General features: G+C 69.4%; 15 protein-coding genes. 2 read left to right on the top strand and 13 right to left on the bottom strand.

From position 1 onward, the window contains the following. Positions 1–114: 114 nt before the first annotated feature. Positions 115–456, bottom strand: coding sequence for a histone-like nucleoid-structuring protein Lsr2 (gene lsr2 / locus K3G64_RS11375; protein WP_238949917.1), 342 nt, complete (start codon positions 454–456; stop codon positions 115–117). A 110-nt stretch (positions 457–566) separates the two neighbouring features. Further along, a complete protein-coding gene (gene lysS, locus K3G64_RS11370) occupies positions 567–2,099 on the bottom strand; it encodes a lysine--tRNA ligase (protein ID WP_238949915.1) in 1,533 nt (510 codons plus the stop codon). 23 nt (positions 2,100–2,122) lie between these two features. On the opposite strand from lysS, the gene K3G64_RS11365 reads away from it, so the two are divergent. Then, the gene (locus K3G64_RS11365) at positions 2,123–3,364 is read left to right on the top strand and encodes an alanine racemase (protein WP_238949913.1); all 1,242 of its coding nucleotides are present in this window, start codon (positions 2,123–2,125) and stop codon (positions 3,362–3,364) included. On the opposite strand, the gene K3G64_RS11360 is transcribed toward K3G64_RS11365, so the two are convergent. The 11 genes from K3G64_RS11360 to ftsH all read right to left on the bottom strand — a co-directional run bounded on the left by K3G64_RS11360 (position 3,365) and on the right by ftsH (position 13,139). Continuing rightward, positions 3,365–4,180, bottom strand: coding sequence for a type III pantothenate kinase (locus K3G64_RS11360; protein WP_238949911.1), 816 nt, complete (start codon positions 4,178–4,180; stop codon positions 3,365–3,367). It abuts the gene before it with no gap. A gap of 4 nt (positions 4,181–4,184) precedes the next feature. Beyond that, a complete protein-coding gene (gene panD / locus K3G64_RS11355) occupies positions 4,185–4,601 on the bottom strand; it encodes an aspartate 1-decarboxylase (RefSeq protein WP_238949909.1) in 417 nt (138 codons plus the stop codon). Further along, on the bottom strand, positions 4,601–5,542 hold the full coding sequence (panC, locus tag K3G64_RS11350) for a pantoate--beta-alanine ligase (protein ID WP_238949908.1): 942 nt from the start codon (positions 5,540–5,542) through the stop codon (positions 4,601–4,603). Before panC ends, panD begins: the two co-directional genes overlap by 1 nt. Further along, positions 5,539–6,468: a Rossmann-like and DUF2520 domain-containing protein gene (locus tag K3G64_RS11345; RefSeq protein ID WP_238949907.1), complete on the bottom strand. Its 930-nt coding sequence runs from the start codon at positions 6,466–6,468 to the stop codon at positions 5,539–5,541. The genes panC and K3G64_RS11345 overlap by 4 nt, the downstream gene beginning before the upstream one ends. A 90-nt stretch (positions 6,469–6,558) precedes the next feature. Continuing rightward, positions 6,559–7,833 carry a DUF6779 domain-containing protein gene (locus K3G64_RS11340; protein WP_238949906.1) on the bottom strand — a complete coding sequence of 425 codons (1,275 nt, stop codon included), beginning with the start codon at positions 7,831–7,833 and terminating at the stop codon, positions 6,559–6,561. 78 nt (positions 7,834–7,911) lie between these two features. After that, complete coding sequence (locus K3G64_RS11335; protein ID WP_238949905.1) at positions 7,912–8,388, bottom strand: DUF3180 domain-containing protein; 477 nt, start codon at positions 8,386–8,388, stop codon at positions 7,912–7,914. Then, positions 8,388–8,897 carry a 2-amino-4-hydroxy-6-hydroxymethyldihydropteridine diphosphokinase gene (gene folK, locus K3G64_RS11330; protein WP_238949904.1) on the bottom strand — a complete coding sequence of 170 codons (510 nt, stop codon included), beginning with the start codon at positions 8,895–8,897 and terminating at the stop codon, positions 8,388–8,390. The genes K3G64_RS11335 and folK overlap by 1 nt, the downstream gene beginning before the upstream one ends. Before the next feature lie 31 nt (positions 8,898–8,928). Next, complete coding sequence (gene folB / locus K3G64_RS11325) at positions 8,929–9,306, bottom strand: dihydroneopterin aldolase (protein ID WP_238949903.1); 378 nt, start codon at positions 9,304–9,306, stop codon at positions 8,929–8,931. Beyond that, on the bottom strand, positions 9,299–10,132 hold the full coding sequence (gene folP, locus K3G64_RS11320) for a dihydropteroate synthase (protein WP_238950607.1): 834 nt from the start codon (positions 10,130–10,132) through the stop codon (positions 9,299–9,301). Before folP ends, folB begins: the two co-directional genes overlap by 8 nt. Before the next feature lie 23 nt (positions 10,133–10,155). Further along, complete coding sequence (folE, locus tag K3G64_RS11315; RefSeq protein WP_238949902.1) at positions 10,156–10,761, bottom strand: GTP cyclohydrolase I FolE; 606 nt, start codon at positions 10,759–10,761, stop codon at positions 10,156–10,158. 17 nt (positions 10,762–10,778) lie between these two features. Further along, complete coding sequence (ftsH, locus tag K3G64_RS11310) at positions 10,779–13,139, bottom strand: ATP-dependent zinc metalloprotease FtsH (protein WP_238949901.1); 2,361 nt, start codon at positions 13,137–13,139, stop codon at positions 10,779–10,781. Between the two features lie 188 nt (positions 13,140–13,327). Here ftsH and K3G64_RS11305 point away from each other — a divergent pair, with 188 nt between their 5' ends. Continuing rightward, positions 13,328–14,323 (top strand): alpha/beta fold hydrolase, encoded by a 996-nt coding sequence (locus tag K3G64_RS11305; protein WP_238949900.1) that lies wholly within the window; start codon positions 13,328–13,330, stop codon positions 14,321–14,323. Positions 14,324–14,361 lie beyond the last annotated feature (38 nt).

Raw genomic sequence — 14,361 nt, 5'->3', positions numbered from 1 at the left:
GGACTTTCGTTTCCCTGTCCCGGCAGCGGCAGGTTCGCGCCTAGCGAACGAGGTCGGCGCCGAGCCACCCACACCGGGCGATGCCGGGCATGGTCGGGCGCTGGCAACGGCCGATCAAGTAGCCGCGTGGAAGGCGTCGATTACGTCGGCCGGAATCCGGCCGCGGGTCGACACATTGTGTCCGTTGCGACGCGCCCACTCGCGGATGGCGGCGCTCTGCTCCCGATCGATGGCCGCGCGGCCACGACCCGAACCGGCCGACCGCCCACGACGGCGACCGCCCACTCGACGGCCCGCCTCGACCCACTGTTTGAGGTCATTTCGAAGCTTCGTCGCGTTCTTCGAAGAAAGGTCGATCTCGTAACTCACACCGTCGAGGCCGAATTCAACCGTCTCGTCAGCTGCGCCTTCGCCGTCAAAATCATCGACCAGCGTAACGGTCACTTTCTTTGCCATTACTCCACACTGCCCTTCTCAACGAGCTTAGTTCAGTAGTTAAGCCTCGAACCCCGCACCAATGTGCCATATAAGTGCGCGCCATTCAACAAGATCACACGAGCAGCAGTTCAGCCGCCATGACGGCGAACTATAGGGAACAAAACCGTCTCTCTAATCGACAGACCCGTCAGGGCCATCAGCAACCTATCTATGCCCATTCCGGTGCCGGTTGACGGCGGCATCGCATACTCCAATGAGGCCAGAAAATCCTCGTCGAGCAGCATTGCCTCGTCGTCGCCCGCGGCGGCGGCAAGGGCTTGGGCCGCGAATCTCTCCCGCTGAATTACCGGATCGACGAGTTCGGAGTAACCGGTCGCCAACTCGATGTGACGCATGTAGAGATCCCACTTTTCGGTGACTCCGGCGACACTCCGATGCGAGCGGGTCAGGGGCGTGGTTTCGACGGGAAAGTCCCGGACGAACGTCGGCGCCCACAGCGTGTTCCCGACAGCGTGCTCCCAAAGTTCCTCGACCAATTTCCCGTGCCCGTAACCGCGGTCACGCGGAATCTCGACGCCGAGGCGGTCGGCGATCGCCCATAACCGCTCGGCTGTTGTTTCGGGCGTGATCTCTTCTCCGAGCGCTTGGGATAGGGAGGGATACATTTCCAGCGATTGCCATTCCCCGCCCAGATGGTAGACACTGCCATCCGGCAATGGCACCTCGTTGGTCCCGATAGCCTCATCCGCAACTTCTTGTATAAGTTCGCGGACCATGACCGCGGAATCGTCATAGGTGCCGTACGCCTGATAAGTCTCGAGCATCGCAAATTCCGGGGAATGCGTGGAATCGGTTCCTTCGTTTCGGAACACCCGATTCAACTCGAAGACCCGCTCGAATCCACCGACCAACGCGCGCTTGAGGAACAGTTCCGGCGCGATACGCAGATACAGGTCGGCGTCGAGCGCATTGGAGTGCGTCACAAACGGACGGGCCGCCGCGCCGCCGGCGAGCGTCTGCAACATCGGTGTCTCGACTTCGAGGAATCCGCGCCGCTCCAGCGCGGCACGCACCGCACGCACCACCGCGACGCGCTGGCGGGCGATGGTGCGGGCCTCGGGGCGCACGATCAGGTCGACGTACCGCTGGCGTACCCGCGATTCCTCGCTCATCTCCTTGTGGGCGACGGGGAGCGGTCGCAACGCCTTGGACACGATTTGCCAGGAATCGGCAAGCACAGACAATTCCCCGCGTCGCGAGCTGATCACCTCGCCACGGATGAAGACGATGTCACCGAGATCGACGTCGGCCTTCCAGGCGTCCAGCGAATCCTGCCCGACTCGGTCGAGGCTGACCATGGCCTGCAGTTGGGTGCCGTCGCCCTCCTGCAGGGTGGCGAAGCACAGCTTGCCCGAGTTGCGGGCGAACATCACCCGCCCTGCCACGCCGACGGTCTCACCGGTGGCCGTATCGGGTGCCAGCTCGGGGTAGGCCAGCCGGATCTCGGCCAGCGTGTGGGTGCGCGCCACCTCGACCGGATACGGCTCGCGGCCCTCGGCGAGCAGTCGCTCACGCTTGGCCTGCCGGATCCGATACTGCTCCGGGATGTCGTCCGGGCGGGCGCTGTCGGCTCCGGTGGCGGGCGAGTCAGGTTCGGTCACGTCGTGCCAGCTTAAATGAACCCATGACGGCCCCCATCAACGCGACGGCCGTGGCCGCGCTGGCCGGCGAAACACTGGACTGGCGGTTCAAGGGCCTGCCCGCCGCATGGTGGGGTCGCTCCGTTGCAGAGGTGTGTGCCGACACGCCCGACCTGTTCGCCGACGGGGCCGTCGGCCCGGTCGCCGTGCTGCACGCCGAGGCGCTGACCGACAACCTCGAGACGATGACGAGGTGGTGTGCCGACCACGGGGTGCGACTGGCCCCGCACGGCAAGACGCACATGGCGCCCGCACTGCTGGCTCGCCAGCTCGCCGCAGGCGCGTGCGCCGTCACCGCGGCCACCGTCAGCCAGGTGCGTGTGTTCCGTGCCTTCGGCGTGCGCGACGTGATGCTGGCCAACGAGATCGTCGATGCGGCGGCATTGCGCTGGCTGGCCGCCGAACTCGACGCCGACGAGGATTTCGGGCTGACCTGCTGGGTGGACTCGGTGCGCGGGGTGGAGCTGATGACGTCGGCGCTGACCGTCGCCGGGGCCGGTCGGCGGGTGGACGTCTGCGTCGAGGTGGGCATGCCCGATGCGCGCACCGGGTGCCGGGACGCCGCGACGGTCGACGAGGTCGCGCGGGCGGCCGCCGCGTCGCCGCGACTGCGCCTCGTCGGGGTGGCCGGATATGAAGCGGCGCTCGGTCACGACCGGACTCCGGCCGCCCTTGCGCATGTCGAGGCACATCTCGCCCAGGTACGCGGGGCGGTGCTGCGCCTGGCGCCGCTGTTCGAGACCGGTGAGGTGGTGGCGACCGCGGGCGGCAGCACCTACTTCGACCTGGTCGCCGGTGCGCTGTCCGCGGCCTGGCCCGCCGGGCTGTCGGTGATCCCGATTCTGCGCAGCGGGTGCTACCTCACCCACGACGACGGCTTATACGGGCGTACCTCAGCCCTGCGGGACCGGCTGCGGCCGGCCCTGCACGTGTGGGCGCAGGTGATGTCGCAGCCGCAGCCCGGCCTGGCGCTGCTGACCATGGGCCGTCGCGATGTCGCGTTCGACCAGGATCTGCCGACGCCCTACGGGCTACCGGCCAGCCGCGTCACCAAGCTCAACGACCAGCACGCCTATCTGCGTCTGGGCGACGGGGACAGCGTGGACGTCGGCGACTGGGTGCGATTCGGCGTCTCGCATCCCTGCACGGTGTTCGACAAGTGGCCGATGATCCCGGTGCTCGACGACAACGGTCGCGTCGTCGACCTCATCCGCACCTTCTTCTAGTCAGCGGGCCTGCTTGAGCCGGCCGCGCTGGCTGTCGCGGTTGCGCTCGAACACCAGCCGCAGCCCGTTGAGGGTGAGGTGCTGGTCGTAGTGCTCGACGGTGCGCATGTCGGGCAACAGCAGCGGCGCGATGTAGCCGGTCGCCACCACCGCGACGTCGGTGCCCGCGAAGCCGTCGACGTCATCGCGGACCCGCTGCACCAGACCGTCGACCAGGCCGGCGAACCCGAAGACCGCGCCGGCCTGCATGCATTCCACGGTGTTCTTGCCGATCACCGACCGCGGCCTGGTCAGCTCGACCCGGCGCAGCGCCGCGCCCCTGGCCGCCGACGCGTCGGTGGACACCTCCACGCCAGGGGCGATCGCCCCGCCGAGGAACTCTCCCTTGGCCGACACTACGTCGACGCAGATCGACGAACCGAAGTCGACGACGATCGCGGCGGCGCCGAAGCGGTGGTAGGCCGCAAGGCAGTTGACGATGCGGTCGGCGCCGACCTCCTTGGGGTTGTCGACCAGCAGCGGGATGCCGGTGCGCACCCCCGGCTCGATCAGCACGTGCGGCACCGAGGGCCAGTACTGGTCGAGCATCTCGCGCAGTTCGTGCATCACCGAGGGGACGGTCGACAGCCCGGCCGCGCCGGTCAGCCGCTCGGAGTCGTCACCGATCAGTCCGTCGATGGTCAGCGCGAGTTCGTCGGCGGTCACTTCCGGCTCGGTGCGAATCCGCCAGTGCTGCACCACTTCGGCCTTGTCACCGGAGCCCGACACCAGCCCGACGACGGTGTGGGTGTTGCGGACGTCGATCGCGAGCAGCACGGTTCTACCGGGGCGACATCAGCTCGGCGGCGTCGGCCGGAACGAAGGCGGGGTCCGAAGAATGGATGCCGAGGTCGATCTGCTTGTTGTCGGCGTCGACGAAGACGATCCTCGGCCGGTAGGCGCGGGCCTCGGCATCCTCCATGGTGCCGTAGGCGATCAGGATTACAAGGTCGCCGGGATGCACGAGATGCGCTGCTGCACCGTTGATTCCGATCACTCCGGTGCCGCGCTCGCCGGTGATGGCATAGGTCACCAGCCGCGCACCGTTGTCGACGTCGACGATGGTGACCTGTTCACCCTCGAGCAGGTCGGCAGCGTCCATCAGGTCCGCGTCGATGGTCACCGAGCCGACGTAGTGCAGGTCTGCCTGCGTCACCGTGGCGCGGTGGATCTTCGACTTGAGCATGGTCCGTAACATCAGTTCCTCCAGGGCAATTGGTGATGATTGTCAGCCCCGACTCGCGGATGTCCGTCGGTGGCTGCGGTTGCTCCGATGTCGATGGGGATGTTGTCCAGTAGGCGGGTGCGGCCCAGCCGGCCCGCGATCAGCATGCGGGCCGCGCCCTCTGCCGGCGCCGGCTGCAGCATGGGATCGCGTATCTCCAGGTAGTCGAGCTCGATGGCGGGCACCTCGTCGAGGACCGCGCGTGCCGCGTCCAGCGCCGACGCCGCACCGCCCGGTGCGGCGTACATCCCGGCCAGCAGCGCCGCCGACAGCGCGCCTGCGTTCTCGCGCTGCACCTCGTCGAGGTAGCGGTTGCGAGAGGACAGCGCCAGTCCGTCGGCCTCCCGGACGATCGGCACCCCGACGATCCGGACGTCGGTGTTCAGGTCGGCCACCATCTGGCGGATCAACACCAGCTGTTGATAGTCCTTTTCACCGAAGAACGCGCGGTCGGGACGAACGATGTTCAGCAGCTTGAGCACCACGGTCAGCACGCCGGCGAAATGGCCTGGGCGGGAAGCCCCTTCGAGTTCGGCGCCCAGTGGGCCGGGCTGCACCGAGGTGCGGGTCCCGTCGGGGTACACGTCGGCGGCGGTCGGGACGAAAGCGATCTCCACCCCCTCGCCCCGCAGCGCCGCGAGGTCGTCGTCGAGTGTGCGTGGGTAGGCGTCGATGTCCTCGTGCGCGCCGAACTGCAGCGGGTTGACGAAGATCGACACGACCACGACGGCGCCCTGGACCCGCTTGGCCGCCCGGATCAGCGACAGGTGTCCCTCGTGCAGTGCACCCATCGTCGGCACCAGCATCACCCTGCGGCCGGTGGTGCGCAGCGCCCCGGTGACCGCCGAGACGTCGCTCGGCTTGGCGTAGACGTTGAGCTCGGCGGACGCGAACTTCGGTGAGCGCCCGATCATGACGGGCCCGCTGAGTCGGAGAACACCGCGAAGACCTCCTTGGGCGCGTGCGCGCGCTGGGCGGTGCGCAGCGAGTTGGCCCGGTAGGCCTCGGCCAATTGCGGGTCGACCTCTTCGAGCGCGTGCAGGTGACTCGCCACCGCCGGGGCGTCCCCGCGCGCGACCGGTCCGGTCAACGCGGCCTGCCCGCGCATCAGCGCGTTCTCCAGCGAGGCGCGCGCCAGCGGGCCGACGACGCGCTCGGCGATGCCGCCGGGCGCGTCACCCACCAGTTCCTGACCCAGTAGCTCCTGGCCCCACAGCGCGGAGCGCAGCGCCTCGACCGCGTCGAGGAGCACGGTCACGACATGGTTGCTCGCGTGTGCCAGCGCTGCGTGGTACAGCGTGCGCGCGTCCTCGCGGACCCGGAACGGCTCGCCGCCGATTTCGAGCACCAACGACTGCGCGATCGCATAACCGATTTCGTCGGCCGCCGTGACGCCGAAACAGGTGTCGGGCAACCGATCGATGTCCTCCTCGGAGCCGGTGAACGTCATCGCGGGGTGGATCGCCAGCGGGATGCAGCCCTGCTCGGACAGCGGCGCCAGCACCCCGATCCCGTTGGCACCGGAGGTGTGCGCGACGATCGTGCCCCTGCGCACGGCTGCGGTGGCGGCCAGCCCCGAGACCAGCTCCGGAAGCACGGCGTCGGGCACCGCGAGCAGCAACAACTCGGCGCGAGCGGCCACCTCGTCGACGGGCAGCACCGCGGTGTCGGGCAGCCTGCGCTGCGCGCGTTCGCGCGACGCCGCGGACACGGCGCTGCAGGCCACCACGACGTGCTCGGCGCGCTCGAGCGCAACACCGAGCGCGGACCCGACGCGACCAGCGGAAACTATGCCGATCGTGAGCCGCGCCGGACGCAAACCGTCAGGGGGGGTCCCCATGAGAACCACGAAGCCGACCTCGCTGAATGTCTCAAAGTGTGTCGTTCCGGTCCTGCCAGGCGGGTACCGGACGGTCGCCTAAAGGTTAGCTCACTCCTCGCGGCGGCGGCGACGCCCACCCGGGCTCGGGGTGGCCTGCAGCCTCGCCAGCAGGTCGGCGACGGACTGACCGGCGGTGTCGGTGTCGTCGGCGCTGCGGTGCCGACGACCCTCGGTCTCGGTCGGTTGTCCCTCCGGACGCGGCGACGGTCGCGTCGGCTCGGCGGCCGGCGTCGGCGGCGTCCCGGGTCGCGCGTCGGCACCGTCGGCGGTGTCGGCGGCTGCCGAATGGCGGCCGCGACGAGGTTCCGGCGGCGGTGCCGCCGCGGTGGGCGGCGCCTCCGGCGGGCGAGCGTCCGCTTCGGGAGCGCGCCGCCGTCCGACGTACTCGTCGGCTGAGCCGTTCCCCGCCGGCGCCGTCCAGTTGCTGCCGGGAGTTCCCGCCGGAATCCACTGCCCCTCAGCGGGCGCGGGCTGCCAATCGCCCTGCGCGACGGGCGCCGGCTCCGGCGCAGGCTCGGGCCGCGGAGGTGGCGGGGGTAGTGGCTGTTGTTGAGGCGGCGGCGGCTGGACCGGTGGGGGTGACCACGGCGATGGCTCGTCGGCGTCGTGTCGCCGGGTTTCGCGCTCCACGTCCGACGGGCGGCGGTGAGCGCCGCCATGCGGTTCGGCCGGTGGTGGCGGTGGGGGTGGCGGCGTCCACTCGTACTCGGGTCGATGCGGTTCGGCAGGCACGTCGATGATCGGACTCTCCTCGGTCCGGACATCGGCGTCGCCGCGGTACTCGGCGTCGATCCGGGTGCTGCTCACCCGGCCGGTGGTCTCGGGGTCGCGCGCCCAGTCGCTGTAGGCCCGCACGGTCCTGCGCTCGTTCTCTATCGCGGGGCGGTGCCCCAGGTCGGCATCGAACAGCATCTCCAGGTTGGCGCGTAGCGCGGCCAGTTCGGCCCGCAGACCGGCCACCTCGTCGGCGGCCTGAGCCCGTATCTCCGAAGCCAGCTCGCGTCGCAACTGCGCCTCCAGGGACAGCTCGTACTCCCTGCGCGCCGAGATCTCCCGGTCCAGCTGAAGGTCGTAGACCAGCTTGAGGTCGCGCACCTTGGCCTGATCGACGTCGCTCTGCCTGCGGTAGATGACCGACACGAAGGCCGCGACGACGGCGGCCCACAACGCGAGGATGACGGCGAGCTTGAGCAGCTCCACCCGGTTGGTGAACACGAGCGCGGAGCTGGCCGCGATGGCGAGCACCAGCAACGCGGTCAGCAGGACCCAACCCGGCCGACGGCCGCCGCGGCGGGGCCGGGCGCTGCGGGTCGGTTCGGTCATGGGGGCGACTGTACCCGCCACTGGTCACTGCGCGTGTCGACCACTTCGGCGATTCGAGCAGGTAGCGTGCGGATTTCGCTATTCAGCGGGATCGTCAGTGTGGTTGTGCGTGTCGCCTGGAGACTTGCAGCAATGCTGCAACCAGAGCGCGGCAACCAGGAGAGCCAGCGCGCACCCTGCCGCCACGGCGGCACCGGCGGTGTCCTCGGCGGCCACGCGCAAAGTCGAACGGCGCGGCACCAGGTAGACCAGGACCGCCGACCACCAACCCAGCACCAGGGCCCCGACCCACGCCGACGCCTTCGCGATCAGAACCGATCTCGCCACCGCGAGCGGATGCAGCCATCCCGGCCCGGCACCGATCTCACCGTCGTTGATCTTCGCGCGGACGTAGAACGCCCACACCGCCTCGGCGATGGCCACCGCGAGCAGCGACAACCCGGTCCACGCGGTGATCGGCGGGAACCACCGGTACAGCAGCTGCACGAGCAGGTAGCTGACCACCGCGGTGAGCACCACCGCGACGGCCAGGTCGCGCTTGCGTGTCGGGCCCATCAGTGCAGCGCCAGGTCGGTGCGCCGGACACCGTCGCGCTCGGCCGGGTCGAGCGCGGCGAGCAGGTCCTCCACGCGGCGCTGCTCGCCGGCGACGGTCAGCGCCGCGTCGGGCTCCACCGCGAGCCAGGGCACCAGCACGAACGCGCGCTCGTGCGCCCGCGGATGCGGCAACGTCAGCTCGGGGTCCGCCGACGACACCTCGCGATCGCCGTCGCGGCAGCTCACGATGTCGACGTCGAGCGTGCGCGGCCCCCAACGTTCGGCGCGCACCCGCTCGGCGGCCTGCTCGAAGCCCTGGGCCCGCCGCAACCAGCCGTAGCCGTCGAGCACCGGGTCCTCGGCGATCACCACCGCGTTGAGGAACGCGTCCTGCTCGACGCCGCCCCACGGCGCGGTCTCGTAGACCGGCGACACAGCGCGCAGGTCGGCCGCGAGTCCGTCGACCACCGACCGCAGCAGCGAGAGTCGGTCACCGAGGTTCGACCCGATGGACAGCACGACCCTCATGCGCGATCCGCCTTCGGCTTCTCGCTGGCCCTCATCGACCACCTCCGCCCCGACGCGACCGTCGCGCCACCACCGCGACATCGGTGAACGTCAGCGGGATGGGCGCCGACGGCTTGTGCAGCACGACCTCGACGGCGTGCACCCGCTCGTCGGTCATGACGCCTTCGGCGATCTCGGCGGCCACCGTCTCGATCAGGTCGCGGGGCGGTCCGGCGACGATGTCGGCGGCCCGCTTCGCCAGCGCGCCGTAGTCCATCGTGTCGGCGAGGTCGTCGCTGGTCGCCGCGGCTGCGAGGTCGATCCAGACGGTGATGTCGACCACGAAGTCCTGGCCATCGCGACGCTCATGCTCGAACACCCCGTGGTGACCTCGAACAGTCAAGCCGCGCAACTCGATTCGGTCAGTCACCGGCTGTCCCCCGGTCCCGTGGCTCTGGTCCGCCTGCGGCCCACGCCTGCTGCACCTTCAGCGCGTCGACCGACGCGCGCACATCATGCACCCGCACTCCCCAGACGCCGTGGAGTGCTGCCAGCGCCGAGATCACCGCCGTCGCGGTCTCACGGCCGTCCGGCGACCGGGGCCGGCCGTCGGCGTCGGCCAACAGCGTTCCGAGGAAGCGCTTGCGCGACGCTCCGACGAGCACGGGGATCCCGGTCGCCACGAACTCGGGCAGCGCCCGCAGCAGCGCCCAGTTGTGTCGGTCGGTCTTGGCGAAACCCAGCCCGGGGTCGATGACCAGGTTGGCCGGGTCGACACCGGCGGCCACCGCGGCGTCGACGGCCGCGAGCAGTTCGGTGCGCACGTCGGTCACCACATCGCCGTAGTCGGGCACCTCATGCGGGCGGTCGGCACCGACCGAGCGCCAGTGCATGAGCACCCATGGCACGTTCGCCTCGGCGAGCAACGGGGCCATCGCGGGATCGGCGCGGCCGCCGGACACGTCGTTGACGATGTGGGCACCGTGATCCAGGGCCGCCCGCGCCACATCGGCATGCATGGTGTCGACGCTGACCGTCACCCCTTGTTGGGCGAGCATTTCGATGACCGGCAGTACGCGCGACATCTCGACCTTGGACTCGATGCGGGTGGCGCCGGGACGGGTGGACTCCCCGCCGACATCGACGATCGCCGCGCCGTCGGACACCAGCCGCAGACCGTGTTCGACGGCGCGGTCGCGGTCGAGGAACTGTCCGCCGTCGGAGAAGGAGTCGTCGGTGACGTTGACGACCCCCATGACCCGCACCCGTGTGTCCGTCACTAGCGCAGGATGAGATCCAGTGCCTCGGCCCTCGATGCCTTGTCGGTCTTGAACTGACCGCGGACGGCCGAGGTCGTGGTCACCGCTCCCGGCTTGCGGATCCCCCGCATCGCCATGCACAGATGCTCGGCTTCTACCACGACGATCACCCCGCGCGGATTGAGCTTGCGCATCAGTGCGTCGGCGACCTGCGCGGTCAGCCGTTCCTGTACCTGCGGGCGCTTGGCATAGAGGTCGACGAGGCGCGCGATCTTCGACAGCCCGGTCACCCGGCCGTCCTGACCGGGGATGTAGCCGACGTGGGCGACGCCGTGAAACGACACCAGGTGGTGCTCACAGGTCGAGTACATCGGGATCTGCTTGACCAGCACCAGCTCGTCGTGCTGTTCGTCGAACGTGGTGTCGAGCACCGAGTCGGGATCGGTGTAGAGCCCGGCGAACACCTCTTTGTACGCCCGCGCGACCCGGGCCGGGGTGGCCTCGAGCCCGTGCCGGTCCGGATCCTCACCGACGGCGATCAGCAGTTCGCGCACCGCGGCCTCGGCACGCGGCTGGTCGAACTTGGCCGGATTGAAAACGGCAGAGTTGTGCTGGGACTGCGCCATTGAGCCTCCGTTGGGGTTCAGCCGTTCTGCCGGGTGTTGTCCTGACCCCGGTCCTCGCTGGGATTCTGCCCGCCCTCCTGCGGACGCCCAGGATGCGGGTAGGGCTGGTAGGGCTGGTACGGGGAGGCGCCCGGGACGCTCGGGTTGTGCCACCCCGGGTGCGGCGGAGCCGCCCCGGCGGCGACATCAGACGGCGGATACCAGTAGCCCGGTGGCTGCTGATGCCGGGGCTGGTGCTGTGGCTGCGGTGGCTGCTGCTGGTGCTGCGGCGGCCAGCCGGGGGCGTGCCAGCCGGCGGGCGCGCCGTAGTCGGGCTGGGTGGGGCCGGGCGCCCCGTTGGCGCCCGAACCGTTCGAACCGTTGGCGCCGTTCTTGTGCCCGTCGGCCACCTGGTTGTCCTCGGCCTCCTTGGCGGCCGCGGCGATCGCGGCCTTGAATGCCGGCTCGGGCACCGGCCTCGGCCATTCCTCGCCGCGCTCGATGGCCAGCTCGCCGGGCGTCTTGATCGGCGGCTTGTCCGACGGCACGCGGCCACCGAAGTCGTCGAACATGGTCAGCCGCGGCCGCTTCTTGACGTCACCGAAGATCGCCTCGAGTTCGACCCGGTGCAGCGTCTCCTTCTCCAACAGCTCGCCGGCCAGCGTGTCGAGCACGTCGCGGTACTCGGTGAGGATCTCCCACGCCTCGGTGTGGGCCGCCTCGATGAGCTTGCGGATCTCGTCGTCGATGATCTGCGCGACCTCGTGGCTGTAGTCGGGCTGAGTACCCATGGTGCGACCGAGGAACGGGTCGCCGTGCTCGGTGCCGTAGCGCACCGCGCCGAGCTTGGAGCTCATGCCGTACTCGGTCACCATCGCCCTGGCGATCTTGGTGGCCTGCTCGATGTCGGACACCGCGCCGGTGGTCGGCTCGCGGAACACCAACTCCTCTGCCGCGCGCCCGCCCATCGCGAACACCAGCCGGGCGATCATCTCGGAGCGGGTCATGAGGCCCTTGTCGTCCTCGGGGACGGCGACGGCATGGCCGCCGGTGCGTCCGCGGGCCAGGATCGTCACCTTGTAGATCGGCTCGATGTCGGGCATCGCCCACGCCGCCAGGGTGTGACCGCCCTCGTGGTAGGCGGTGATCTTCTTTTCCTGCTCGCTGATGATGCGGCTCTTGCGGCGGGGCCCCCCGACGACGCGGTCGACGGCCTCCTCCAGCGCAGGCCCGGTGATGACCGTGCCGTTCTCCCGCGCGGTCAGCAGTGCGGCCTCGTTGACGACGTTGGCCAGGTCGGCTCCCGACATGCCCACGGTGCGCTTGGCCAGCCCGTCGAGGTCGGCGTCGGGCGCCATGGGCTTGCCCTGCGAGTGCACCCTGAGCACCGCGCGGCGACCGGCCATGTCGGGGCTGGTGACCGGGATCTGGCGGTCGAAGCGGCCGGGACGCAGCAGGGCCGGGTCCAATATGTCGGGCCGGTTGGTGGCGGCGATCAAGATGACGCCCTGCCGGTCGCCGAACCCGTCCATCTCGACCAACAGCTGGTTCAGCGTCTGTTCGCGCTCGTCGTGGCCACCGCCCATGCCTGCACCGCGCTGGCGGCCCACCGCGTCGATCTCGTCGACGAAGATGATGCAGGGACTGTTCTGTTTGGCCTGCTCGAACATGTCGCGCACGCGCGAGGCGCCGACACCGACGAACATCTCGACGAAATCCGAGCCGGAGATCGTGAAGAACGGGACACCGGCCTCGCCCGCGACGGCACGGGCCAGCAGCGTCTTGCCGGTGCCGGGCGGGCCGTAGAGCAGCACGCCCTTGGGGATCTTGGCGCCCAGCGCCTGATACCGCGTCGGGTTCTGCAGGAAGTCCTTGATCTCGTAGAGTTCCTCGACCGCCTCGTCGACCCCCGCGACGTCGGCGAAGGTGGTCTTGGGCATGTCCTTGGACAGCTGCTTGGCCTTCGACTTGCCGAAGCCGAAGCCCATCCGGCCACCGGACTGCATCCGCGAGAACATCACGAACAAGCCGACCAGCAACAGTAGCGGCAGCATGTAGATCAACAGCGAGCCGAACATGCTGCCCTGGTTGACCACGGTGTTGGTCGGAACGTTCTTGGCCTGCAGCGCCTCGAACAGCGTCGCCCCGTACCCCGTCGGGTACTTGGTGATGATCTTGTCGCTGCCCTCGGCCTCGTTCTTCAGGTCGAGCCGCAGCTGCTGTTCCCGGTCGTCGATCTGCGCCTCGTCGACGTTGGCCCGGTCGATCTGGGCGATCGCCACCGTGGTGTCGACGGGCTTGTACCCGCGGGTGTCGTCACTGAAGTAATAGAACGACCAGCCCAGCAGCAGCACAACCGCGATCACGGTGAGCGTGCGGATAACGTTTTTCCGGTTCATCAACTATCCGTCGTAGTTCGGCCCGAATGGGCCGCCGTCTTTTCGAGTAGCGCAGCGCAGAAACCTCAAGGCTACCGCTAGACCAACGAACCGAGGTTCCCGACGGTTCTCCCGACCGGCGCCCGGTTGGCCGTCTGTTCAGCCGGTTGGCGTTCACAACCGCACTGTCGCCGGGAAAGATGGTCGACGTGCGCACACCGACGGAACGGTTCGTCGAGACGAACGGCATCCGGTTGCGGGTTCTGGAAGCCGGTGACCGGGGCGCGCCGCTGGTGGTGCTGGCGCACGGCTTCCCCGAACTCGCGTACACCTGGCGGCATCAGATCCCGGCGCTGGCCGAGGCGGGCTTCCACGTGCTGGCGCCCGACCAGCGCGGCTATGGCGCCTCGTCCAAGCCGCACGCCGTCGACGCCTACACCATGGTCGAGTTGAGCGCCGACATCGTCGGCCTGCTCGACGAGGCCGGCGCCGCCCGTGCGGCGGTCGTCGGTCACGACTTCGGCGGCGTGGTGGCGTGGACGGCGCCGCTGCTGTATCCGGACCGGTTCGCCGCGGTGGCGGGGTTGAGCGTGCCGCCGGTGCCGCGCCCGCGGGTGCCGACGACAGAGGCGTTCCGCCGCATATTCGGCGACAACTTCTTCTACATCCTCTACTTCCAGGAGCCGGGGCCCGCCGACGCGGAGCTGAACCGGGACCCGGCCGTCACGATGCGCAAGCTGTTCGGCTCGCTGACTCCGGCTGACCAGGCCGCGGCGGTGCGGATGACGCACCCGGGTCCGGAGGGCTTCCTGGAGCGCCTGCCGGATCCGGGCGTGTTGCCGGACTGGATCAGCGGCGACGAATTCGACCGCTACGTCGCGGAGTTCGCCCGCAACGGGTTCACCGCGCCGCTGAACTGGTACCGCTGCTTCGACCGCAACTGGGAACTGACGGCGCCGAGCCCGTCGGGTCGGCCCGCCGCCACGATCGATGTGCCGTCACTGTTCATCGGCGGCGCCAACGACCCGACGCTGGCCTACACGCCGCGGCACCGGGTCCACGAGGTGGTCACCGGCGAGTACCGCGAGGTCATGATCGACGGCGCCGGGCACTGGCTGCCCGAGGAGCGGCCCGCCGAAGTGAACGCCGAACTGCTGAAGTTCCTTGCCGACGTCGAGTTCGTCGGTACCGCCGCCCCCGCGTGAACCTCGGACGGCTGAGGCCCTGAAGTATGGTGCCAGGC

The sequence above is a fragment of the Mycobacterium sp. IDR2000157661 genome (assembly GCF_022317005.1).
Lineage (GTDB): Bacteria > Actinomycetota > Actinomycetes > Mycobacteriales > Mycobacteriaceae > Mycobacterium.
The sequence above is the reverse complement of the archived record's forward strand: the minus strand, read 5'-3'. Positions and strand labels throughout refer to the sequence as shown.

What these genes read in the sequence shown, in the direction of transcription:
- panD (WP_238949909.1), bottom strand. Translation starts at nt 4,601, where the DNA reads ATGTTACGGACCATGCTCAAGTCGAAGATCCACCGCGCCACGGTGACG.
- K3G64_RS11335 (WP_238949905.1), bottom strand. Translation starts at nt 8,388, where the DNA reads ATGGGCCCGACACGCAAGCGCGACCTGGCCGTCGCGGTGGTGCTCACC.
- panC (WP_238949908.1), bottom strand. Translation starts at nt 5,542, where the DNA reads ATGATCGGGCGCTCACCGAAGTTCGCGTCCGCCGAGCTCAACGTCTAC.
- K3G64_RS11340 (WP_238949906.1), bottom strand. Translation starts at nt 7,833, where the DNA reads ATGACCGAACCGACCCGCAGCGCCCGGCCCCGCCGCGGCGGCCGTCGG.
- folK (WP_238949904.1), bottom strand. Translation starts at nt 8,897, where the DNA reads ATGAGGGTCGTGCTGTCCATCGGGTCGAACCTCGGTGACCGACTCTCG.
- lsr2 (WP_238949917.1), bottom strand. Translation starts at nt 456, where the DNA reads ATGGCAAAGAAAGTGACCGTTACGCTGGTCGATGATTTTGACGGCGAA.
- ftsH (WP_238949901.1), bottom strand. Translation starts at nt 13,139, where the DNA reads ATGAACCGGAAAAACGTTATCCGCACGCTCACCGTGATCGCGGTTGTG.
- K3G64_RS11345 (WP_238949907.1), bottom strand. Translation starts at nt 6,468, where the DNA reads ATGGGGACCCCCCCTGACGGTTTGCGTCCGGCGCGGCTCACGATCGGC.
- folP (WP_238950607.1), bottom strand. Translation starts at nt 10,132, where the DNA reads ATGGGGGTCGTCAACGTCACCGACGACTCCTTCTCCGACGGCGGACAG.
- folE (WP_238949902.1), bottom strand. Translation starts at nt 10,761, where the DNA reads ATGGCGCAGTCCCAGCACAACTCTGCCGTTTTCAATCCGGCCAAGTTC.
- K3G64_RS11365 (WP_238949913.1), top strand. Translation starts at nt 2,123, where the DNA reads ATGACGGCCCCCATCAACGCGACGGCCGTGGCCGCGCTGGCCGGCGAA.